We start from the raw sequence: 21,228 nt of genomic DNA on the forward strand, positions 1-21,228 counted from the left end.
GCGAAGTGTGTTTTGTACCGGAGGGAGAGAAGACGCCGATCTTTGTCCCCTGGGAAGAGCTGGTCGCCTGGGTGACGGAAGCCCAGGGCGTTACCGAGTTTGGTGTGCAGCGCCAGTGCGGCTTTGGCATTGGCTTCTATCACCCGGCCACGGGCGAGAAATACACCCTGGAGTTCCAGACTTATGGCCAGCCCCAGGCCATCAGCAACTGGGAAGCTGTCCGGGCGTACATGGAGTATGAAGTCCATACCCTGAAAGAGATCCAGGATCCATTGGACCTTCAGGGCCCGGACGATCCTCCCTGGGAGGGTGTCCATGTTTTCCGCAATGCCCGCAAACGCCTTCATGAGGAATACCGGGACGGCAAGCGGGGAGTGCTTTACCTGACCGGCTGGTACCTGTACCACCTGATCACCTTCTGGACCCTGCCCAACCGGCTGGTGGAGTGGGAGGTCAGGAAGATCAAACGCATGAGCCGGAAAACACTGCCCAAGGCCATGGCGGAGTGGTCTAAATCGCTTCCGGAAGACCAAAGGGCCAAACCCAGCGAGGAACTGAAGCGCCAAAGCAAGCGGGTGCTGGAACTGCAAAAAGCGGATCCGCAAAGGCCGGTTACTGAGATCTTTGCCCAGGTGAGTGAAGAGTTTTCAGGTGAGGCCTCGATGACTGCGTAACCTGGCGCTGAGGGTCCGGCTGGACACCCTGCATTCGCAAGATAGCTGCACCCACTGGGTGAGTGCATGTGAAGGCCCGCGCGGGGCGTTTATTGTGTCCGGTTAAAATAGCAATGGGCCCTGGCAGCGTTTGTTGAAGGGCTTGCTCTGAGCCAAGCCAAATTCCTTTGGGGAAGCCGGGTTGATGAACTGAACCTTCTTTGTTGCATCGTGCAACATCCGTGGTAATCTGTAACAAATGTTTGGCCATGCCACAGGAGGCTACCATGACGACCGCTGTCCGTCTCGACGACACCCTGGTCCGCCACGCTGCTGCCGAAGGCGCGGTTCATCGGCGCTCGACGCCCAAGCAGATCGAGTATTGGGCCGAGATAGGGCGTGCGGTTGCGGGTGAGGTGAGTGCAGAAGATCTGATTGCGATTCTCCAGGGTATTCGCCAGGTGAAAGTCGAGCCTGTGGTGCCTGAGTCTGTTTCCAGTGATGACCTCTGGGCTGAGGTGGATCAGGCCCGGGTAAGCGGTGATCTGGGTCGTTCTATCGCACGTGGGAGAACGGTGTATCAGGCGTCTGGAGAGAAGCCCGGCTATCTGGAGGCCATATATCCGGATGGCAGCCGGGAAGTGGGCCAGTTTCGCAATGGGCGGTTTGAGGCACTGAGTGACCGTGACAACGCAGCCTGAACTCTGGCTGCTGATTGGCGGTAACGGTGCGGGCAAGACAACTTTCTATGAGCGTTTTCTGGCTCGTCGGAAAATTCCTCTGGTGAATGCCGATAATATTGCCCGCAGCGTGTGGCCGGATGCGCCTGAAAAGCACAGTTATGAAGCGGCGCTGATTGCCGAAAGGGAACGGCTCCGGTTGCTCGAAGAGCGTCAGACGTTCTGCTTTGAAACGGTCTTTTCTCATCCTTCCAAAGTGGATTTTGTAGCAGCTGCCAAAGCCGCTGGTTTTCGCGTTCGGTTGTTTTACTTCCACCTGGAGCTGACAGCGTTGAATAAGGCGAGGGTAGCCTCACGGGTTAAGTCCGGCGGGCATAGTGTCCCTGAGGCCAAGATTGAGTCGAGGATTCCTAGAACCCTGGCGAATCTGCGCCAATGCATAGGTCTGGCGGATGAAATGCATCTGGTCGATAACTCCAGTCTCGACCAACCTTACATGCGCGTTGCGGTCTGGGAGGCGGGGCAGTGGCGCCTCTGTGAGGAAGATTTGCCAGAGTGGGCAACAGATCTGATCGATACCTGACGGATTGTTATGGCCAGCTGTCCGGCACTACAAATAACCGGTCGGTTTCCCGCCAGAGTCCGCTAACAGAGTTCTGTTCGAGTTTCGCGAACAAGAGGGGAAGGTTGTAGCGCTTGATCGTGTTAAGTGCTGCCGACACTTGCGCCGGCAAAGGCGGCTCACTCTGACACCAGGGTCCAATCCAGTGGGGCTTGTTCAATATCACCCAGCCCGGAATATCCGATGGCTTAACCTGTGAGAGATAGCACCACCGACCGCGCAGGTGATCGGTAGGCACAGACTCGGGAGCAACAAGGTGTTTGGCTGCCGGGTAGAACAAATATCCCGGCATGAAAATCCGGGGATTCACAGGTCCAGTGATTCCAGCGTCTCCCAGCAATGCCCGGGCCTCGGGTAGCCGGGTCCGCTGACTCTGCATGCGCAGCATTCGATCGGTTTTCAGATCCAGCCGGTCCCTGGCGTTTGGGCCGTACCACCGTGTTTCCCCGCTTTGCTCCGGAACCCCCAGGTAGTATTTGATGGCAATTTCGTGGTGTTCAATCCGGTCTTCAGAGCGATTGTGGACCACGAAATCCAGTTCGCCGATGGTCCGACCGTTAGACTGGATCTGCCGGTTCTGAAGAAGAACGTCCCAGCCCAGCAGATCCTCCAGCAACACCCGGTAAAGTCGCTCGAAGTAGAATCCGAGCCGCTTCTGAGGTGTCGCTTTCAACAGTGGCGGTGCTGTTTCGGGGTTGCGATCCCAGGCCAGAAGTTGGTCTGGCACAATGTTGGACAGGTAGCGGCCAGGTTCGAACGTCAGTGGTGAGTGCAGCAGCTGGGGCGCCCTACATAACCAGGCGAGATGCCGGATAGCGGGTGTGGTCAGTTCTGACGTGTGGTCATGCGCTGTTTTTGCATCCATACGGCCAGAATACCGTAAACTGTTCTCAGTGTAAGACGGTGAATTCGCGATCAGTCCTGTTATTGAAGGAGGCTTCATGCAATATCTTCACACCATGATCCGGGTAAGCAACCTGGATGAGACCCTTCATTTTTTCTGCGATCTGCTGGGAATGGTTGAGATCAGTCGTAAAAGCAGCGACAAGGGCCGATTCACCCTTGTTTTTCTGGCCGCGCCCGAAGACGAAGCCCAGGCCCGTGAAGATAGGGCGCCGATGATCGAGCTTACGTACAACTGGGATCCAGAAGAGTACACCGGTGGGCGCAATTTTGGCCATCTGGCCTACCGGGTTGATGATATCTATGGGTTGTGTGAACACCTGAAGGCCAATGGCGTGACGATCAACCGCCCGCCGAGGGATGGTCATATGGCGTTTATTCGTACCCCGGACAACATCTCTATCGAGCTTTTGCAGAAAGGCGAGGCGCTACCGCCCAGAGAACCCTGGGCCAGCATGGAAAACACCGGCACCTGGTGATGATAGGCCGGGCCGCCGTAAAGGCTTGAAAGTGGTATAGTAAGCGCCTGCAATACAGCTTTCGCATCAGGATGATGCATTCAGAACATGGAGGAGTTTGATGGACGATTGGCAAGGATGCCTGGACCCCCAGTGCCAGACCGCATTGTTACGAGCCCGGGAAAATGTCGAACGCCGCGGTGGCTCGGTGATTACTGTTGAAGACTACCTGCTTGCCCTGCTGGATTCCGCCCCCGTGATTACCCGCTTTCTTCGCGGTTGGGGTGTGGATATGGACGAGCTCACCCGAACGATTCAGTGTGAACAGCCTATCGTGACCGAAGTCGGCGGCGAAGGGCAGTTATCTTCACAACTGATGTACTGGTTTGCAGCCGCCCGGGAAACCACTGGGTCGCCATGGCTTGGGTGGTCGCAGCTGCTGGAGACCCTGGTTCGTCATGCCGAGCGGTTGCAGGAAAAAGCCTATGTGGCGGTATTTGAGCTGGTCGCCCGCTGGCCTGACGCTTCCGAGGAGCGGGAGCCGTCGCCTATTGATGATTGCCAGAGAGCGCCCGTGGTGGTTGCGGATTCCGCATGGATCGAATTGGCCGAGGATGTTGCCATCGGCCTGGCGGCCTCTTCCTCAGGCATGATCTGGGTGCGTGGCGAGCGAGGTTCGGGCAAGACTGCCTGGCTTCAATCGCTGCTTCCGATGCTGGAGCAGGATTACGTTGAGCTGGATCTGCGGCGTGAAGCCGAGATCATGGCCAGTGATCTGCCAGTTCTTCCGGAGCGCCCGGAGGCGGGCAATCTCAGGGAAGATGCTCCACGCTGGCCGGTTCTGGTGCTGGATAACGTCTCGCCCGCGGACCTGAATGCGATGATGGATCAGCCGAGTGGTCTGGCCTCAGCATTGGTCCTTCAATGGGCTGGACCAATACTGCTGCTAGGGCCAGACGAGCCGGTTGGTGGCGCCGCAGTTGCAACGCTGCAACACCGCCTTGGGCGGACCCTGGACACCTTTGATATGCCGGGTTCAAGTGAAGTTCAGCGCCAGGCCATTCTGACGGCACATCAGGCTGCTATCGAGAAACAATGGAATATTCAGATCCCCCGGCCGGTGATACGGTTCGCCGCTACTCGACGAAGCCGTTGTGTGAGCACGCCCGGCGGGATGCTTCAATGGCTGGAGCGGGCAGCTGCGCGCCTGAATCTCTTTGCCCGGAGAGGCCCGGCGGAAGCCATGGCTCTTGCGGGGCAGGCGGAAACTCTCAGGCGTCAGTCCCTGGTTGCACTGGCCCGAAAGGAACCGCTTGAGGACATTGAAGCGTCACTGGGCGAAATCCAGCTTTATCGAGTGGCTGCCGAGGTGGCCTGGCATGAACGCAAAGCCGCCGGTACGCTGCGTCAGCTTTGTATTGAAGATTTGCGGCAGGAACTGGAGCGCTGGGTTGCAGCGCGACCCGGGCCGGTTCACTATGTGCTGCATTGTAATCAGCAGGATGGAGATTCAGCGGGTGCAGGATCTGGAAATTTACATTCGTGATCTGGAGCCGGGTGCGGTTTCGGGTTGGCTTGAGAGCCACCTGGATGAACTGGAACTGGATGATGGCGAGGTCACATCGGTCGTGAAGGGCGTTGCCCGCTATGAGGGCGAAAGGTTAAGGATATCTCTTTATCCTGGGGCATTTGGCAAGCGTTTCACCTCGTTGGTCATTGAAGGACCCCGGGTGCCCTGGAGCTGCGACCTGGATTGTGCGCGCAGTGCCTGGCGTGCCATGGATACCGAAATTCGCTGCAGTCCGGGAGACTGGAAAGAGGGTGAACCGGTAGAGGACGAGAAGTGGTGGCGGCTGGATCACCGTGGCGAGCAACAGGTCGTCTGGAACTGAAAGAGGCAGCCCGTGGGCTGCCTCTCTGTTTTTAGTGGGCGATCTTCATTCGCTCAGGATGGACACGTTATCGGCCTGAAGCCCTTTGTCCGCCTCGACAACATTGAAGCGAACCAGCTGGCCCTGGCGCAGAACCCTGCGACCACGGCCCCGGATGGCACGGAAATGGACGAAAACTTCATCACCACTGTCGCGGACGATAAAACCAAAGCCTTTCTTGACGTTGAACCACTTGACGGTGCCTTCTTCATTGCCCTCAGGGCTGCTTTCGTCGTAGTCATCCTCTTCGTCATTATAGTTCGGGCTTGGGGCGCGGTTGTTGGTTCGGGATGTGTTGCGCTGATTGGCCGGTTGTTTGGCTGAGAATGCAACGGCCAGAAAACCCGCTATGCCGAAAATAATCAGGGCGATGATGTAGGCGGCGATGCCACGGTTGCTACCCAGGGCTTCTACAAATTGTCCAGCGGCAATGAGGCGAAGCGGCTCGGGTGTGAAGGACAGCAGCAGGGCAAGCACCAGCGGTGCGGGGATGGCGATCAGGAGAGCAACAAGGATCGCTTTGGATGGATTACGCATTGACTGAAATTTCTCCATTCTTGTAACGCTAACGATAAAAACCGGATATCGGGTAAAATCGCAGATCCGGCCGGTGAAAACCGCCAGTTCCCCGGAAAACGGGCTCGCTGGCGGGCAAAAGCGGCATGATACCAGATTAACCCGAGCGCTGACCAAGCAACGGGATAAGCAGTGTCATTGATCACACTCTTGAGAGATCCACCCAGGGGAGTACCAATACCCAATGAGCCAGAACGATCTGGAAACCCGATTGGACGAGCTGGAAACACGGCTGGCCTTTCAGGACGACGTTATCAATACCCTGAGTGAACAGGTGGCCAGGCAGGAACTGGACATTCGTGAATTGTGGGAGGCCAAGCGCATGCTGCACAAACAGCTCAAGGATGTTTCACCGTCCAATATCAAGTCAGAGCAGGACGAAACCCCTCCACCTCACTACTGAAAATGGGGTCAGAAGAAAAGTTCTTCTGATCTGGCCCCAAGTTCACGTCCTAGGCCAGAAGTTCGATCAGAATCTGTTCGTAGATTTCGGACAGGGTGTCGAGATCCTCGGCCTTCACGCACTCATCCACCTTGTGGATGGTGGCATTGATGGGGCCAAGCTCCACCACTTGTGCGCCAGTGGGTGCGATGAAGCGGCCATCCGAGGTGCCTCCGGAGGTCGAAAGCTCGGTTTCCCGGCCAGTCACTGTGCGTATGGCCTCCTGGCTGGCGGACACCAGTGCGCCCTTATCGGTCAGGAAAGGGCGGCCACTCAGATGCCACTGCAGGTCGTACTTCAGGTTGTGGCGGTCGAGGATGGCGACCACCCGTTCCTCCAGGCTTTCGGCCGTGTTTTCTGTACAGTAGCGGAAATTGAAGTGCACCAGGCATTCACCGGGAATAATGTTACTGCCGGTGCCCGCTTCCAGCTTGGTGATCTGGAACGTGGTTGGCGGGAAGAAGTCGTTGCCGTTATCCCAGAACTCCTTTGCCAGCGCATCCAGGGCCGGAGCCACTGAGTGAACCGGGTTCTCGGCCAGATGTGGATAGGCTACATGGCCCTGAACACCGTGTACCGTCAGGTAACCATGCAATGAGCCCCGGCGTCCGTTCTTGATCACGTCGCCCACTTCATGAGTGCTGGAGGGTTCGCCAATCAGGCACCAGTCGATCTTTTCGTTCCTCGCTTCGAGGGTTTCCATCACCTTGACGGTGCCATGCTGGGCCGGCCCCTCTTCGTCACTGGTGATCAGCAGGGCAATAGACCCCCGGTGATTCGGGTATTTGACAACGAATCGCTCACAGGCGGTCACAAAGGCCGCCAGACTGCCCTTCATGTCCGCCGCACCACGTCCGAGGAGATAGCCGTCTTTGACCACAGGATCAAAGGGCGGGTGTGCCCAGTTCTTCTCGGGCCCGGTTGGAACCACATCGGTATGCCCGGCAAAGGCCAGGACCGGTCCCTCGGAGCCCTTTCGGGCCCAGAGGTTATCGGTATCGCCAAACCGCAGGTTTTCGCCGGCAAAACCCAGGGGCGCCAGTCGCGACATCATCAGTTCCTGGCAGCCGGCATCGTCGGGAGTGACAGACGGCCGCCGGATCAGGTCAATGGCAAGATCGAGAGTGGGGGAATCAATTGTTTGCATGCAGCTCTTCATTCAGCTCGATGGCGGACTTGTTGGTTTTGCACTCCACCGCGCCTGTCTGGCTGTTACGACGGAACAGAAGGTCCGGCTGGTTGGCCAGATCGCGGGCCTTGATGACCTCAACCAGTTCGTTGTTGTCATCCAGCAGCGCAACCTTGGTGCCTGCAGTGATGTACAGACCGGCTTCAACCTTGCAGCGGTCGCCCAGCGGGATGCCGATACCCGCGTTGGCGCCGATCAGGCAGTTCTCGCCAACGGCAATGATGATGTTGCCACCACCGGACAGGGTCCCCATGGTGGAGCAGCCACCGCCTAGGTCGGAACCCTTGCCAACCATAACGCCGGCGGAAATACGGCCTTCGATCATGCTGGTGCCTTCGGTACCGGCATTGAAGTTGATGAAGCCTTCGTGCATAACGGTCGTGCCTTCACCCACATAGGCGCCAAGACGAACCCGTGCGGTATCGGCAATACGAACACCTTTTGGTACCACGTAGTCGGTCATCTGCGGGAACTTGTCCACCGATTTCACTTCCAGCGTGCGGCCTTCCAGGCGGGCCTGGAGCTGGCGGTCGGGGAGCTCATTCAGGTCAATGGCTCCTTCGTTGGTCCAGGCCAGGTTCGGCAGAAGGCCAAAAATACCGTCCAGCTTCAGGCCATGGGGTTTCGCCATGCGATGGGAGATCAGGTGAAGCTTGAGGTACACCTCGGGCGTGCTGGACGCTGTGTCATCGGTTTCCAGCACCGTAACCACCACTGGGCGTTCACTGTTGGCTGATTTTTCAGCCAGTGCTGCCTGGTCGGTCTGGCCAACCTGGCGCAGGGCATTGGCCAGTTGGCTGAGTTGCTCGGCGGTCGCACTGATCGCCTGATTGCCACCCTTGTAATCAAGGGCATTGGAGATGACGTCCATCAGGGTGTTATCGGGTGTCATGACCGGCTGCTGGTAAAAGACTTCCAGCCACTCGCCCTGGTTGTTCTGGGTGCCGATACCGATACCGAATGCAAAGCTCATCTGATGGTTACTCCTGTGTTGGTTAATAGGTGTTTCTACCATGCAGCCCATTCGTCTGCGTTAAAGCCCACACTTATTTGATCGCCGCGCTCAACAACGGGGCGTTTGATGATGGATGGATTCTCCAGCATGATCTCGTGGGCACTTTGGGCGCCAATGGTATCACGAACCTCTTCGGGAAGTTTGCGCCAGGTGGTGCCACGGCGGTTGATGAGGGCTTCCCAGCCCAACGTCTTTTCCCATCGTGACAGCAGTTCGCCGTTCAGGCCGTCTTTCTTGAAATCGTGGAACTGGTAATCGACACCGTTCTCGTCCAACCACTTTCGGGCTTTCTTCACCGTGTCACAGTTTTTGATGCCATACAGCTTCATGTCCGGTTCACCTTAACAAATTCAACAATGCGGTTTGCTGCCTCAACGCACTCTTCCAATGGCGCAACCAGGGCCATCCTTACCCGGTTTTCTCCGGGATTATGGCCATCGACTGTTCTGGACAGATAGCGCCCCGGAAGAACGTGAACATTTTGCTGGGCGGACAAGTCCCGGGCAAAGGTCTCGTCGTCCATCGGGGTCTCCGGCCACAGGTAGAAACCGGCGTCCGGGAAATCCACATTCATGACTTCCCGGAGAATCGGCACTACGGCCTCGAACTTGGCGCGGTAGGCTGCTCGATTCTCCCGAACATGATCTTCATCGCTCCACGCCGCAATACTGGCCAGCTGGTTGTGGATGGGCATGGCGCAGCCGTGATAGGTCCGGTATTTCAGGTAGCCCTCGAGGAGGCTCGCGTCACCGGCGACAAAACCCGAACGTAGCCCGGGAAGGTTGCTGCGTTTGGACAGGCTGTGGAACACCACGCAGCGGGAGAAGTCGTCGCGGCCAATGGCGGCGCAGGTTTGCAGCAGGCCTTCCGGTGGATTGTTCTCGTCCGGGTACAGTTCGGAGTAGCACTCGTCGGAGGCGACGATAAAGTCGTACGTGTCGGCGAGCGCAATTACTTTTTTCAGAATGTCCCTCGGGATGACGGCGCCACTGGGGTTGCCGGGCGAGCAGAGGAACAGTACCTGGCACTCGTGCCAGGTGGATTCCGGGACCGAATCAAAATCGGGAATAAAACCGTTGGAACCGTCGCAAGGCAGGTACACCGGGGTGGCGCCGGCCAGGAAAGCAGCGCCCTCGTACACCTGGTAAAAAGGATTGGGGCTGACCACTGTCGCAGGCTTGCTGGCATCCACTACTGCCTGCACCAGCGAGAAAATGGCTTCTCGGGTTCCATTCACCGGCACGATGTTGCGGGCCGGACTGAGGCTGCCGGGTGTCAGATTGAATCGCCGGGTCGCCCACTGGCTGATGGTTTCGCGGAGCTCGTCCGTGCCTCGGGTTGTCGGGTAATTGGCAAGCTTGTCCAGGTTATTGGCAATGACCTGTTTGACGAAGTCGGGCGATGGGTGTTTGGGCTCACCGATACCGAGCGAAATGGGCCGGAGGTGATCAGGCACGCTAATGCCAGCCTTCAGTTTGGCCAGTTTTTCAAACGGGTAGGGGTGGAGTCTGTCCAGATTCGGATTCATTGAATATCGTCCAGCATTTTACAGAGATCCTGCTGCAGGGCCTGGCATACGGCCGGGTCCCGGATGGGTTCGCCGTGCTCGTCGGTAACGAAGAAAACGTCCTCTACACGCTCGCCCAGGGTGGCGATCTTGGCGTTGCTCAGGCGCACGCGATGTTCCAGCAGTACCTGGCCGATGCGGGCCAGCAGACCGGGCCGGTCCGGCGTGATCACTTCCATCACGGTGCGCTGGTTGATGGTGTCGTTCGAGAATGTCACTTCGGTCGGAAAGGCGAAATGCTTCAGTTGCCGCGGCGTGCGCCGGTGGATGATGTCCGGATAGTCATCCGGGTCATCCAGCTCTTCAATCAGGCGTAAGCGCACCCGCTCCTTGCGGGCCGGGTCGATGCCCAGGGGCTGGCCTTGCTCATCCAGCACCACGTAAGAGCTGATCGAGTAGGGGCCTTCGCTGGAGCTGATCCGGGCGTCCACGATGTTCAAGTTCAGTTGTTCAAGTACAGCGGTAGTCGCGGCAAACAGGGCAACCCGGTCCTTCATGTAGATAATGATCTGGGAGTAGCCGTCTGTGGGGCCGCCGCGGGTGTCGCGAATAAGCACCAGCGGGTCCGGATTGTCCCCATGTCGGATGATCGCGGCGGTTTGCCAGGCGATATCAACGGTAGAATCCTGGAGGAAGTAGTCCTCGTCGACGGTGTCCCAGATGGCATCGATCTGTTCATCGGTCATGTTCTGGGCGTGCAGGATCTCACGAGCTTCGGATTGGGTAGCACGAACCCACTCCTGCCGGTCGATCGGAGTCTCCGTGCCCCGGCGCAAGGCGCGTTTGGTCTCTATATAGAGTTGGCGCAGCAACGAGGCTCGCCAGGTGTTCCAGAGTTTGGGGTTGGTGGCGCTGATGTCGCACACAGTCAGCACGTAGAGGTAATCCAGGTGCGCCTGGCTGGGTACTGCCCTGGCGAACCCGTGGATGATGTCCGGATCCGATATGTCTTTGCGCTGCGCGGTCATGGACATCAAAAGATGGTTTTCTACCAGCCAGGAAATCAGCTGAGTGTCGCGTTCGCTGAGATGATGGCGCTGGCAGAACGCTTCGGCATCTATCGCGCCCAGTTCCGAATGGTCGCCGCCACGGCCTTTGGCGACATCGTGGTAGATGCCTGCGATATAGAGCGTTTCCAGTTTTGGCAGGCGATGGATCAGGCGGGAGGCGAGGGGGTATTCGTCCCGGGCCTCGGTACCGCTGAGCCGGACCATGTTGCGGATGACCCGCATGGTGTGGGCGTCCACGGTATAGATGTGGAACAGGTCGTGCTGCATCTGGCCAATGATCTGGCCAAATTCCGGCAGATAGCGGCCAAGCACGTTGTATTTCTTCATTGCTGACAGGGTCTGATCCAGCGCATGGGGTGTTCTGAGCAGCTCCATGAACAGGGTGGTCACGGCCAGATCGGACCGGAACGCATCGTCAATCAGGTGCCGGTGTGCCCGCAGAGACCGGATTGTAGTCGCCCGGATGCCCTTGATCTCCGGATGCTGAGCCATCAGCACAAAGATTTCCATAATGGCGTACGGGGCATAGGCAAAGACCTGATTGTTTACGGCCTCTATATAGTAATTGCGAATCTGGAAGCGCTTGTTAATTGGCTGGATGGCGTCTTCGGAGGCGCTGCCGAGAATCGCCTCGTCATAATATTGCAGGATCACATCCGCCAGTTCGGCGAGGGCCAGAACAGTGCGGTAGTAGGACTGCATCATCAACTCGACGCCGAGTCGCTTGCCCTCGTCCTTGTAGCCCAGCATCTGGGCCAGGGCCCGCTGGTGATCGAACAAAAGACGGTTTTCGTTCCGGTCGGCCAGAAGTTGCAGGCCATAACGCAGTTGCCACAGGAAGGTTTCACCCTGGAAAAGGATCTGGTGTTCTTCTTCGGTAAGGATGCTGAATCGGGTCAGGTCTGCAATATTCTGCAAGCCAAAATGCCGCTTGGTAATCCAGCCAATGGTCTGGATATCGCGCAGGGCTCCCGGGGAGCCTTTTACGTTGGGTTCAAGATTGTACTCGGTGTCGCCGTATTTCTGGTGCCTCGCCTGCTGCTCTTCGCGCTTGGCAATAAAATAGTCGCGGTCGGTACTGACACTGTCGGAATAAACCTGTTCGCTCAGTTCCGTGCGCAGCTCATCCGGACCGGCGATCGTGCGGGTCTCAAGCAGGTTGGTCAGTATGGTGATGTCTTCACGGGCGGCGGATTTGCTTTCTTCGATGCTGCGAACACTGTGGCCGATATCAAGCCTCAGATCCCAGAGCAGCGTTACAAAGGCCCCGAGATCTTCATGCCAGCTATCTTCAATGCCTTTTCGGGTAAGAATGAGTAGATCAATGTCGGAATGGGGGTGCAGTTCGCCCCGGCCATATCCACCTACCGCTATAAGGGCAATATCCGGTGAGTTGGAGAACGGGTAACGGTTCCAGATCAGTCTGAGAACGGTATCGACCGTGTCGGCCCTGGAGTGGACGAGGGCGCGAACGTCTGCGCCCTGTCGGAAGGCCTCGGCATCGGCGTTGTACCTCCCCTTCAAGAGCTCCCGGGCCGCCTTAACCGGAGAGGGGTCGTTACTGATGCGGGATTCCAGTTCGCTTTGGTCCACTTAGAAGGACTCTTCCTTTCGCTTGGTCAGAACCTCATGGCCGTCGGCAGTCACAAGGATGGTGTGCTCCCACTGAGCAGAGAGCTTGTGATCCTTGGTAACCACTGTCCAGCCATCCGGTAGAAGTTTGGTCTGGTACTTGCCCTGGTTGATCATCGGCTCAATCGTAAAGGTCATGCCTTCCTGGAGTTCCATGCCGGTACCTGGTTTGCCGTAATGCATGACCTGCGGCTCTTCGTGAAACACCGCGCCAATACCGTGGCCGCAGTAGTCGCGGACTACCGAATACCGGTGCTTCTCTGCATGCTGCTGAATCACGTGCCCGATGTCGCCCAGGCGGGTCCCAGGCTTCACCAGCTCGATACCTTTATAGAGGCATTCCTGAGTGATCTGGATCAGGCGTTCTGTACCCGGTTTCGGTTTGCCGACGATCCACATTTTGCTGGTATCGCCGTGGTAGCCATCCTTTATTACGGTGACATCAATATTAAGGATGTCTCCGTCCTTGAGGATTTTCTTCTCGGACGGAATGCCGTGGCAGATAACGTGGTTGACCGAGGTGCAGATCGACTTCGGGAATCCCTTGTAATTGAGCGGTGCCGGAATGCACTTCTGTTCGTTGACAATGTAGTCGTGGCAAATCCGGTCGAGTTCTTCGGTGGAAACGCCGGGCTTGACGTAGTCGCCGATCATCTCGAGAACTTCAGCCGCCAGGCGGCCTGCGACGCGCATCTTTTCGATTTCTTCCGGAGTCTTGATCGATACCTGCATTGGGCTTCCCGTTGATTTGTATCAAACCGGCATTTTAAGGGGCCTGCTGCCCGGGTACAAGGAAGCTCGTCCTCAAAAATAATGGCGTTTACTGCCCCGATTATGGTATAAACGCGCCCGCCGGAAACGAATCCGGCAAATTCACACACGTGTCGGCACGTTATCCCAGGGTGCCTGCTTCTGCTTTTGAAGGAGCCAGGTTGGGGTAATCGGATACGTGGAGGACTAACCCGAAGCTAAAAAGGTAACTATCATGGCTCAGGTAAATATGCGTGACCTGCTGAAGGCAGGTGCTCACTTCGGTCACCAGACCCGCTACTGGAATCCGAAAATGTCGAAGTTCATCTTCGGCGCCCGTAACAAGATTCATATCATCAACCTTGAGCAGACTGTTCCTGCCATGAACGACGCTCTGACGTTCGTTCAGCAGCTGGCAGAGAACAAGAACAAGATCCTGTTCGTTGGCACCAAGCGCGCCGCGGCCAAGATCATCAAGGAAGAAGCCGAGCGTGCTGGTCAGCCGTTCGTTAACCACCGTTGGCTCGGTGGCATGCTGACCAACTACAAGACCATCCGTCAGTCTATCCGTCGCTACCGTGATCTGGAAACCCAGAGCCAGGACGGTACTTTCGACAAGCTGACCAAGAAAGAAGCGCTGGATCGCACCCGTGAAATGGATCGCCTCGAGCGTTCCATCGGTGGTATCAAAGACATGGGCGGCCTGCCGGACGCCATGTTCGTGATCGACGTTGACCACGAGCGTATCGCTATCAAGGAAGCCAACAAGCTGGGCATTCCTGTTATCGGTGTTGTGGATACCAACAGTGATCCGGACGGTGTTGATTACGTGATTCCGGGCAACGATGACGCCATTCGTGCGATCCAGATTTACGTGAAAGCCGTTGCTGACACCTGCATCGAAGCAGCCCAGTCTGCCGGTGCCGGCGCTGACGAGTTTGTTGAAGTCAGCGAAGACGCTGAAGGCGCTGCTCCAGCCGCTGAGTGACGCTTTACCTTCACGTTTGAGATGTAAGGTATGCCCGGGGTTGCCCCGGGCATACCTCCCCACCGAATTCGGAACAGTTGAGAGGATTGAACATGGCTGCAATTACCGCCGCAATGGTCAAAGAGCTGCGTGAGCGTACCGGCCTTGGCATGATGGAGTGCAAAAAAGCACTCGTTGAAGCTGAAGGCAGTGTGGACGCTGCAATCGAAGAGCTGCGTAAGTCATCCGGCCTGAAGGCCGCCAAGAAGGCCGGCCGTACCGCTGCTGAAGGCGCTTCACTGATCAAGATTTCTGACGACAACACCGTTGCCTTCATTCTGGAAGTGAACTCCGAGACTGACTTTGTTGCTCGTGATGACAACTTCCTGAACTTTGCCAACGAAGTTCTTGGTGTTGCCTTCGAGAAAGGCGAAACCGACGTGGCCAAGCTGATGGAAGGCGATCTGGAAGCCAAGCGTGAGGCGCTGGTTCAGAAGATTGGCGAGAACATCACTGTTCGTCGTATCGTCAAGGTTGAAGGCCCGGTTGTTGGTGGTTACGTCCACAGCAACAACAAGATTGCTTCCGTTGTTGCCCTGACTGCCGGCGACCCTGAAGTGGCTCGCGACATCGCCATGCACGCTGCCGCTGTTAATCCGCGCGTTGGCAAACCGGAAGATATGCCGGCCGAAGAGCTGGAAAAAGAGAAAGAAGTCATCAAGGCCCAGCCTGACATGGAAGGCAAGCCTGAAGAAATCGTCGAAAAGATGATGGGTGGCCGCATCAAGAAGTTCCTCAAGGAGAACAGCCTTGTTGAGCAGCCGTTCGTCAAGAACCCGGACCAGACCGTGGGCGAACTGATCAAGTCCAACGGTGGCGAGCTGGTTGGCTTCGTTCGCCTGGAAGTGGGTGAAGGCATTGAGAAGGAAGAAGTAGACTTTGCTGCCGAAGTTGCTGCTGCAGCTGGCACAGGCAAGGCCTGATCCTTCGTTTGGTGCAGCAGGCATTCAGCCACTGCATCACCTGAGTCTGCCACGTTAGTCGGGAACTCCCGGCTCTCGTGGCGGGCTTGTATCTGAGATACCCCTTTTTTGAGGAGTATGTCAGATACAAGCCTGCAACGGGTATCACGCCGGATAGCAGCCAACAGACGAAAAGGGGATCATCATGCCGACATCATCGAAAACCCAGCCCAGATACAAGCGTGTTCTGCTCAAACTCAGTGGCGAGGCCCTGATGGGGGAGCACGATTTCGGTATTGATCCCAAAGTTCTTGACCGCATGGCGCTGGAAATTGGCGCGCTGATCGGGATCGGCGTGCAGGTTGGTCTGGTGATCGGCGGCGGTAACCTGTTCCGTGGGGCTGCGCTGAATGCTGCGGGCATGGATCGGGTGACCGGTGATCACATGGGCATGTTGGCCACCGTTATGAATGGTCTTGCCATGCGTGATGCCCTGGAACGCTCCAATATCCGGACTCGCGTTATGTCGGCCATCCCGATGAGCGGGATCGTGGAGCACTACGACCGTCGTCGGGCGGTTCGGGATCTCAAGGACGGCGATGTGGTGATCTTCTGTGCCGGTACCGGCAACCCCTTCTTCACCACCGATTCAGCCGCCTGCCTCCGTGGTATCGAAATAGAGGCCGATGCGGTGCTCAAGGCCACCAAGGTGGATGGCGTATACTCTGCGGATCCACATCTGGACAGCAGTGCAGAGAAATACGATTACCTCACCTATGATGAGGTTCTGGACAAGAAGCTGGGCGTAATGGATCTGACAGCCATCTGCCTCGCCCGGGACCACGGCATGCCACTGCGGGTATTCGACATGAATCGCGCGGGAGCGCTGACTCGCATCGTAACCGGCGAAAAAGAAGGTACACTGATCGAATAACTTGCTGTCCGGGTTCCCTGCCATCAGGGGCCAGATTACAGAATGAAATGACGAACGAATTGAGGATGCTGAAGTGATTAACGACATCAAAGCAGAAGCCGAAAAGAAAATGAAAAAGAGTCTGGAGTCTCTGAACTCGGCGTTCAACAAGATCCGCACCGGCCGGGCTCATCCCTCTATCCTGGACAGTGTCATGGTGAATTATTATGGCCAGGAGACGCCGCTCAAGCAGGTGGCAAGTGTCAATGTTGAGGATAACCGGACGCTGACCGTCTCTCCCTGGGAGAAAAACCTGATGCCGACCATTGAGAAGGCCATCATGAGCTCCGATCTCGGCCTCAATCCGGCCACCAGTGGCGATATCATTCGCATTCCGATGCCCATGCTCACCGAAGAAACCCGTAAGGAAATGGTCAAGCAGGCGAAAGCCGATGCTGAACACGGCCGCGTCTCCATCCGTAACGCTCGCCGCGATGCAAACAGCATGATCAAGGATCTGTTGAAGGAAAAGGAAATCACCGAGGACGATGAGCGCAAGGGTGAAGATGAGATCCAGAAGCTGACAGACCGCTACATCGCGGAAGTCGAGAAAATGCTCAAGGCCAAAGAAGAGGACCTGATGGCGGTTTAACCGTCCGGGTTCACTTGCAAGCGAATTGAAAGGCCGGTGGTAACAGCTGCTCCGGCCGCACAGGGGATTTCATGACGGGAAATGTATCCGCAGAGATTCCGGTGTCGGCAGATAGCCGGCCCCGGCATGTGGCCATCATCATGGACGGTAACAATCGGTGGGCCAAAGCCCGTCGGCTCAAGGGAGTGGCAGGCCACAAGGCCGGTGTGGATGCGGTCAGGGCAGTTGTGGAAACCTGTGCCCGTGAAGGCGTGGAAGTCCTTACCCTATTTGCCTTTTCCAGTGAAAACTGGCGTCGGCCCAAGGACGAGGTGTCAGCCTTGATGAAGCTGTTCCTGTTCGCACTGGAACGGGAGGTGCGTAAGCTTCATCGGAATGATATCCGCCTCAGAATCATTGGTGATCGATCCGCCTTCAGCTCTGTGCTTCGCGAGCATATGGAGGCGGCAGAAGAGCTGACCCGGGGCAATTCCGGTATGACCCTGGTGATCGCCGCCAATTACGGCGGTCACTGGGATATCACTCAGGCCACCCGCAAGGTCGCGGAGCAGGTTCGGACAGGGCAGCTGGCGCCATCGGATATTACCGATGATCTAATCCAGCAGCACCTCAGTATTGGTGATCTGCCGATGCCAGACTTGATGATTCGTACCGCTGGTGAGCAGAGAATCAGCAATTTCATGCTCTGGCACCTGGCTTACACAGAACTCTACTTTTCTCCGGTGTACTGGCCTGATTTCCAGCAGGAGGAAATGCGCAAGGCCCTGCAGGCCTACGCCGGTCGACAACGTCGTTTTGGCCAGACAGATGACCAGATAGCGGCCAAGGCCCTACAACAATAACGAACGATAGCGACGCCAACCGTGTTAAAGACCCGAATTATTACCGCACTGATCCTGGCCCCTATCGCCATTGGCGGGATTTTTTTCCTGCCGCCCCTGGGGTTTGCGCTTTTCACTGGTGCCATTATCACCGTCGGTGCCTGGGAATGGGCGAATATGTCAGGCATTGGGAGCGCCGCAGCCCGTGTAGCCTATGCGCTGGCCACTGCGCTTGTTCTCTACGGATTGTTGAACGTGCCGTCTGTGGCGGTGCTCTGGCTGGCACTGCTCTGGTGGTGTGTCTGTTTCCTTCTGGTTCGCAGCTATCCTGCAGGCTCTGACAAATGGGGAAGCTTGCCGGCAAGAGCCATTATGGGGCTTTTCGTTCTCGTACCCGCGTGGGTCGGGTTGAACCATTTGCGCACTGGTGGCTTTCAGTTCGGTGACAGCACCAACAACCTGCTTCTCATTCTGTATGTCTTTTGTGTGGTTTGGGTTGCTGATATCGGGGCTTACTTTGCCGGTCGGGCGTTTGGTAAAGCCAAGCTGGCGCCCAGGGTCAGTCCTGGCAAATCCTGGGCAGGTGTCTGGGGTGGGCTGGTAGCCGTCGGGGTTTTTGCCCTGGTGGTCAGTTTCCTTGCTTCGGCAGGGGCGAGCGAGACGTTGCTTCTGGTGATCGCCAGTCTGGCTACAGGTCTGGTTTCGGTGTTGGGCGACCTGTTGGAAAGCATGCTCAAGCGACACCGAGGCATAAAGGACAGCAGTCAGCTGCTGCCCGGCCATGGCGGTATTATGGACCGGATCGACAGTCTGACCGCCGCCATTCCGGTGTTTGCATTAATTATTACCCAACTTGGTTGGCTGACAGCCGGGCACTGGTGACTATGGTTACGCGTCATATCAGTGTATTGGGGGCCACGGGCTCCATTGGTCTGAGTACTCTGGATGTCATTCGACGGCATCCTGAAAGGTTCTCGGTCTATGCGTTAACCGCCAGTACCCGTGCCGAAGAACTCGCTGTATTGTGCCGGGAATTCCGTCCCAGAGTAGCCGTTATGGCCGACCCCGAGGCTGCCAGTATTCTGTCAAAGTTGTTGGCAGATCTGCCGGGCACCGAGGTACTTGCTGGTCTGGAGGGACTTTGTGAGGTGGCCTCGGCACCGACTGTTGATACCGTGATGGCAGCCATTGTGGGGGCAGCAGGTCTGTCGCCGACACTCTCGGCGGTGCGGGCAGGAAAGCGGGTATTGCTTGCCAATAAAGAAGCCCTGGTGATGTCCGGTAAACTGTTCATGGACACCGTCGCTGAGGCGGGGGCGGAGCTTCTGCCCATAGACTCCGAGCATAACGCGATATTCCAGTGCATGCCGCCGGACAAGATACGAAATCCCGAAGCTGCCGGAATTACCCGGATTCTTTTGACGGCTTCCGGAGGTCCCTTCCGGGAGCATTCAGCCGAGGATCTTCGGTCGGTAACTCCGGCCCAGGCCTGTGCCCACCCCAACTGGTCCATGGGGCAGAAGATTTCCGTGGATTCCGCCACCTTGATGAACAAAGGCCTCGAGTTGATCGAAGCCTGCTGGCTGTTCAACACAACACCTCAGAAAGTAGAGGTGCATGTTCACCCTGAAAGCATCATTCATTCGATGGTTGAATACGCCGATGGCTCAGTCCTGGCCCAGCTTGGCAGCCCGGATATGAGAACGCCCATCGCCAATGGCCTGGCGTGGCCGGAGCGGATTGATGCGGGCGTTGCGCCGCTGGATCTGTTTGCCATTGGACGGTTTCACTTCGAGCGTCCGGATCTGGCGCGTTTTCCCTGCCTGCGTCTGGCTGCAGAAGCATTTGAGGCAGGTGGCACAGCGCCGGCGGTTCTGAATGCTGCCAATGAAGTGGCCGTGGCCGCTTTTCTGGAGGGGGCCCTGTGTTTTTCGGACATCCCCGTTATCATAGAGCGAACGCTGGTTGCGACGGCCGTTGAACCGGCCGACAGCTTTGACGTTATCTTTGCCAAGGATAAAGAAGCACGGGCCCGTGCACGGGAACAGATAGGTCTGTTAACTGTCTGATAGTCGCAGCAGACTGCTGCCCGGCTGAAGCCATCAATCAGGAACGCTATGCAGATTATTGAAACCGTCCTCGCACTTGCGCTCACTCTGGGCATCCTTGTGACCCTTCATGAATACGGTCATTTCTGGGTCGCCCGGCGTTTCGGCGTAAAGGTGCTCCGGTTCTCGGTAGGATTCGGGAAACCCATGTTTTCCTGGTACGACCGACACGGAACCGAGTTTGCCATAGCGGCCATTCCACTCGGTGGCTACGTAAAAATGCTGGATGAGCGGGAAGGGCCGGTACCCGAGGAGCTGAAGGACCAGGCCTTTACTTCCAAACCGCCCGGCCAGCGTATTGCGATTGCGGCCGCAGGTCCTGTGGCCAACTTTATCTTCGCTATTTTTGCTTACTGGCTGCTGAGCGTGGTCGGCGTTACCCACGTTGCGCCCATTGTCGGGCAGGTTACCGATGAAAGTGTCGCTGAGCGGGTGGGGCTGCAGGAAGGCATGGAGATTCACACGGTGGACGGCCATCGGGTGAGCTCCTGGCGTGATGTAAACATGCGCATTCTGGAGCGGACCGGCGAACAGGGTGTGATTTCGATGGATGTATCCGATGACGGAGCCCGTGGGACCGTCAGCGGTGAGCTTTCCGGCTGGCGTCTGAGTGATGATACGCCCAACCCGCTGGCAGAGTTTGGCATCACCCCCTGGCGGCCCGCGGTTCCTCCGGTATTGGGCGAGATTTCCGATGGCGGTCGTGCACAGGCGGCCGGGCTTCAGACCGGTGATCGGATTGTGGCAGTCAATGAAGAGCCGATCAGCAGCTGGTTTGAACTGGTAGAGTTTATTCGCAATGCCCCGGAGCAGACGCTTCAGATCACGGTTGAGCGCAATGGTACCGAACGTTCTGTCAGCGTAACACCGGAAGCCAGAACCCAGGACAGTGGCGAATCAATCGGTTTTGTCGGTGCCGGCGTGGAAGCCATCACCTGGCCGGAAGAAGTGCTGCGTGACGTCAGTTACGGCCCGCTTGCCGCCATTCCGGTTGCCCTGAGCGAAACCTGGGCAGATACCCGCTTGACGCTGGTGGCGATCAAAAAGATGGTCACGGGGCTGCTGTCGCCGACCAATCTCAGTGGTCCAATCACCATTGCCCGGGTTGCAGAAGCCAGTGTCAGCTCCGGATTCGAAGACTTCGTGCGTTTTCTTGCCTATCTCAGCGTGAGTCTGGGTATTCTGAACCTTCTGCCTGTGCCGGTACTTGATGGTGGCCATATTGTTTATTACACCATCGAAGCCCTTCGCGGAAAGCCGCTTTCCGAGCAGGCTCAGGCATTCGGATTACGAATCGGTATGGCAATGATCCTCACATTAATGGTGTTTGCTCTTTACAACGACCTGATGCGGTTGTGAGAATTGCGGGCTCCTTAC

The 21,228-nt window shown here is 57.1% G+C and carries 22 protein-coding genes and 1 pseudogene; 15 read left to right on the plus strand and 8 right to left on the minus strand.

Annotation, left to right across the window (positions count from 1 at the left end; all coding sequences use genetic code 11):
- The 3 genes and pseudogenes from ACESMK_RS17920 to ACESMK_RS17930 all read left to right on the plus strand — a co-directional run.
- A pseudogene (locus ACESMK_RS17920) lies at positions 1-674 on the plus strand (hypothetical protein); the annotation flags it as partial.
- 266 nt (positions 675-940) lie between these two features.
- Positions 941-1,354: a TA system antitoxin ParD family protein gene (locus ACESMK_RS17925; RefSeq protein WP_373001603.1), complete on the plus strand. Its 414-nt coding sequence runs from the start codon at positions 941-943 to the stop codon at positions 1,352-1,354.
- Positions 1,338-1,916 (plus strand): AAA family ATPase, encoded by a 579-nt coding sequence (locus ACESMK_RS17930; protein WP_373001605.1) that lies wholly within the window; start codon positions 1,338-1,340, stop codon positions 1,914-1,916. The genes ACESMK_RS17925 and ACESMK_RS17930 overlap by 17 nt, the downstream gene beginning before the upstream one ends.
- Positions 1,917-1,923: 7 nt before the next feature.
- Here ACESMK_RS17930 and ACESMK_RS17935 read toward each other — a convergent pair whose 3' ends face one another.
- The gene (locus ACESMK_RS17935) at positions 1,924-2,820 is read right to left on the minus strand and encodes a DUF1853 family protein (RefSeq protein ID WP_373001607.1); all 897 of its coding nucleotides are present in this window, start codon (positions 2,818-2,820) and stop codon (positions 1,924-1,926) included.
- Positions 2,821-2,896: 76 nt separating this feature from the next.
- On the opposite strand from ACESMK_RS17935, the gene ACESMK_RS17940 reads away from it, so the two are divergent.
- From ACESMK_RS17940 to ACESMK_RS17950, 3 genes are all read left to right on the plus strand, one after another.
- A complete protein-coding gene (locus ACESMK_RS17940) occupies positions 2,897-3,337 on the plus strand; it encodes a VOC family protein (RefSeq protein ID WP_373001609.1) in 441 nt (146 codons plus the stop codon).
- Between the two features lie 100 nt (positions 3,338-3,437).
- Complete coding sequence (locus tag ACESMK_RS17945; RefSeq protein ID WP_373001611.1) at positions 3,438-4,862, plus strand: hypothetical protein; 1,425 nt, start codon at positions 3,438-3,440, stop codon at positions 4,860-4,862.
- Positions 4,834-5,208 (plus strand): hypothetical protein, encoded by a 375-nt coding sequence (locus tag ACESMK_RS17950; protein WP_373001613.1) that lies wholly within the window; start codon positions 4,834-4,836, stop codon positions 5,206-5,208. Before ACESMK_RS17945 ends, ACESMK_RS17950 begins: the two co-directional genes overlap by 29 nt.
- A 45-nt stretch (positions 5,209-5,253) precedes the next feature.
- On the opposite strand, the gene ACESMK_RS17955 is transcribed toward ACESMK_RS17950, so the two are convergent.
- Positions 5,254-5,784 carry a cold-shock protein gene (locus ACESMK_RS17955; RefSeq protein ID WP_373001615.1) on the minus strand — a complete coding sequence of 177 codons (531 nt, stop codon included), beginning with the start codon at positions 5,782-5,784 and terminating at the stop codon, positions 5,254-5,256.
- 223 nt (positions 5,785-6,007) lie between these two features.
- On the opposite strand from ACESMK_RS17955, the gene ACESMK_RS17960 reads away from it, so the two are divergent.
- The gene (locus ACESMK_RS17960; RefSeq protein ID WP_373001617.1) at positions 6,008-6,226 is read left to right on the plus strand and encodes a SlyX family protein; all 219 of its coding nucleotides are present in this window, start codon (positions 6,008-6,010) and stop codon (positions 6,224-6,226) included.
- 49 nt (positions 6,227-6,275) lie between these two features.
- Here ACESMK_RS17960 and dapE read toward each other — a convergent pair whose 3' ends face one another.
- Genes dapE through map form a run of 6 tightly spaced genes read right to left on the minus strand, consistent with a single transcriptional unit; the run spans position 6,276 to position 13,410 of the window.
- Complete coding sequence (gene dapE / locus ACESMK_RS17965) at positions 6,276-7,412, minus strand: succinyl-diaminopimelate desuccinylase (RefSeq protein ID WP_373001619.1); 1,137 nt, start codon at positions 7,410-7,412, stop codon at positions 6,276-6,278.
- Entirely contained in the window at positions 7,399-8,427 is a 1,029-nt protein-coding gene (gene dapD, locus ACESMK_RS17970; RefSeq protein WP_373001621.1) for a 2,3,4,5-tetrahydropyridine-2,6-dicarboxylate N-succinyltransferase, read from the minus strand. Before dapD ends, dapE begins: the two co-directional genes overlap by 14 nt.
- Positions 8,428-8,462: 35 nt before the next feature.
- Positions 8,463-8,798 carry an ArsC family reductase gene (locus tag ACESMK_RS17975; RefSeq protein ID WP_373001623.1) on the minus strand — a complete coding sequence of 112 codons (336 nt, stop codon included), beginning with the start codon at positions 8,796-8,798 and terminating at the stop codon, positions 8,463-8,465.
- Positions 8,795-9,997: a succinyldiaminopimelate transaminase gene (dapC, locus tag ACESMK_RS17980; RefSeq protein WP_373001625.1), complete on the minus strand. Its 1,203-nt coding sequence runs from the start codon at positions 9,995-9,997 to the stop codon at positions 8,795-8,797. The genes ACESMK_RS17975 and dapC overlap by 4 nt, the downstream gene beginning before the upstream one ends.
- Positions 9,994-12,639, minus strand: a complete 2,646-nt coding sequence (locus ACESMK_RS17985) for a [protein-PII] uridylyltransferase (RefSeq protein WP_373001627.1) — start codon at positions 12,637-12,639, stop codon at positions 9,994-9,996. The genes dapC and ACESMK_RS17985 overlap by 4 nt, the downstream gene beginning before the upstream one ends.
- The gene (gene map / locus ACESMK_RS17990) at positions 12,640-13,410 is read right to left on the minus strand and encodes a type I methionyl aminopeptidase (protein ID WP_373001629.1); all 771 of its coding nucleotides are present in this window, start codon (positions 13,408-13,410) and stop codon (positions 12,640-12,642) included.
- Between the two features lie 253 nt (positions 13,411-13,663).
- Here map and rpsB point away from each other — a divergent pair, with 253 nt between their 5' ends.
- The 8 genes from rpsB (at position 13,664) to rseP (ending at position 21,210) form a co-directional block, all read left to right on the plus strand.
- Positions 13,664-14,416 (plus strand): 30S ribosomal protein S2, encoded by a 753-nt coding sequence (gene rpsB / locus ACESMK_RS17995; protein WP_373001631.1) that lies wholly within the window; start codon positions 13,664-13,666, stop codon positions 14,414-14,416.
- Between the two features lie 92 nt (positions 14,417-14,508).
- On the plus strand, positions 14,509-15,378 hold the full coding sequence (gene tsf / locus ACESMK_RS18000) for a translation elongation factor Ts (RefSeq protein ID WP_373001633.1): 870 nt from the start codon (positions 14,509-14,511) through the stop codon (positions 15,376-15,378).
- A gap of 184 nt (positions 15,379-15,562) precedes the next feature.
- Positions 15,563-16,291: a UMP kinase gene (pyrH, locus tag ACESMK_RS18005; RefSeq protein ID WP_008170379.1), complete on the plus strand. Its 729-nt coding sequence runs from the start codon at positions 15,563-15,565 to the stop codon at positions 16,289-16,291.
- Between the two features lie 73 nt (positions 16,292-16,364).
- On the plus strand, positions 16,365-16,922 hold the full coding sequence (gene frr, locus ACESMK_RS18010) for a ribosome recycling factor (RefSeq protein ID WP_373001635.1): 558 nt from the start codon (positions 16,365-16,367) through the stop codon (positions 16,920-16,922).
- 71 nt (positions 16,923-16,993) lie between these two features.
- Entirely contained in the window at positions 16,994-17,764 is a 771-nt protein-coding gene (gene uppS, locus ACESMK_RS18015; RefSeq protein ID WP_373001637.1) for a polyprenyl diphosphate synthase, read from the plus strand.
- 21 nt (positions 17,765-17,785) lie between these two features.
- On the plus strand, positions 17,786-18,625 hold the full coding sequence (locus ACESMK_RS18020) for a phosphatidate cytidylyltransferase (protein ID WP_373001639.1): 840 nt from the start codon (positions 17,786-17,788) through the stop codon (positions 18,623-18,625).
- 2 nt (positions 18,626-18,627) lie between these two features.
- A complete protein-coding gene (gene ispC, locus ACESMK_RS18025; RefSeq protein WP_373001685.1) occupies positions 18,628-19,812 on the plus strand; it encodes a 1-deoxy-D-xylulose-5-phosphate reductoisomerase in 1,185 nt (394 codons plus the stop codon).
- Between the two features lie 48 nt (positions 19,813-19,860).
- Complete coding sequence (rseP, locus tag ACESMK_RS18030) at positions 19,861-21,210, plus strand: RIP metalloprotease RseP (protein WP_373001641.1); 1,350 nt, start codon at positions 19,861-19,863, stop codon at positions 21,208-21,210.
- Positions 21,211-21,228 lie beyond the last annotated feature (18 nt).

Origin of the sequence: Marinobacter sp., assembly GCF_041687235.1 — a bacterium.
Classification (GTDB): Bacteria; Pseudomonadota; Gammaproteobacteria; order Pseudomonadales; family Oleiphilaceae; genus Marinobacter.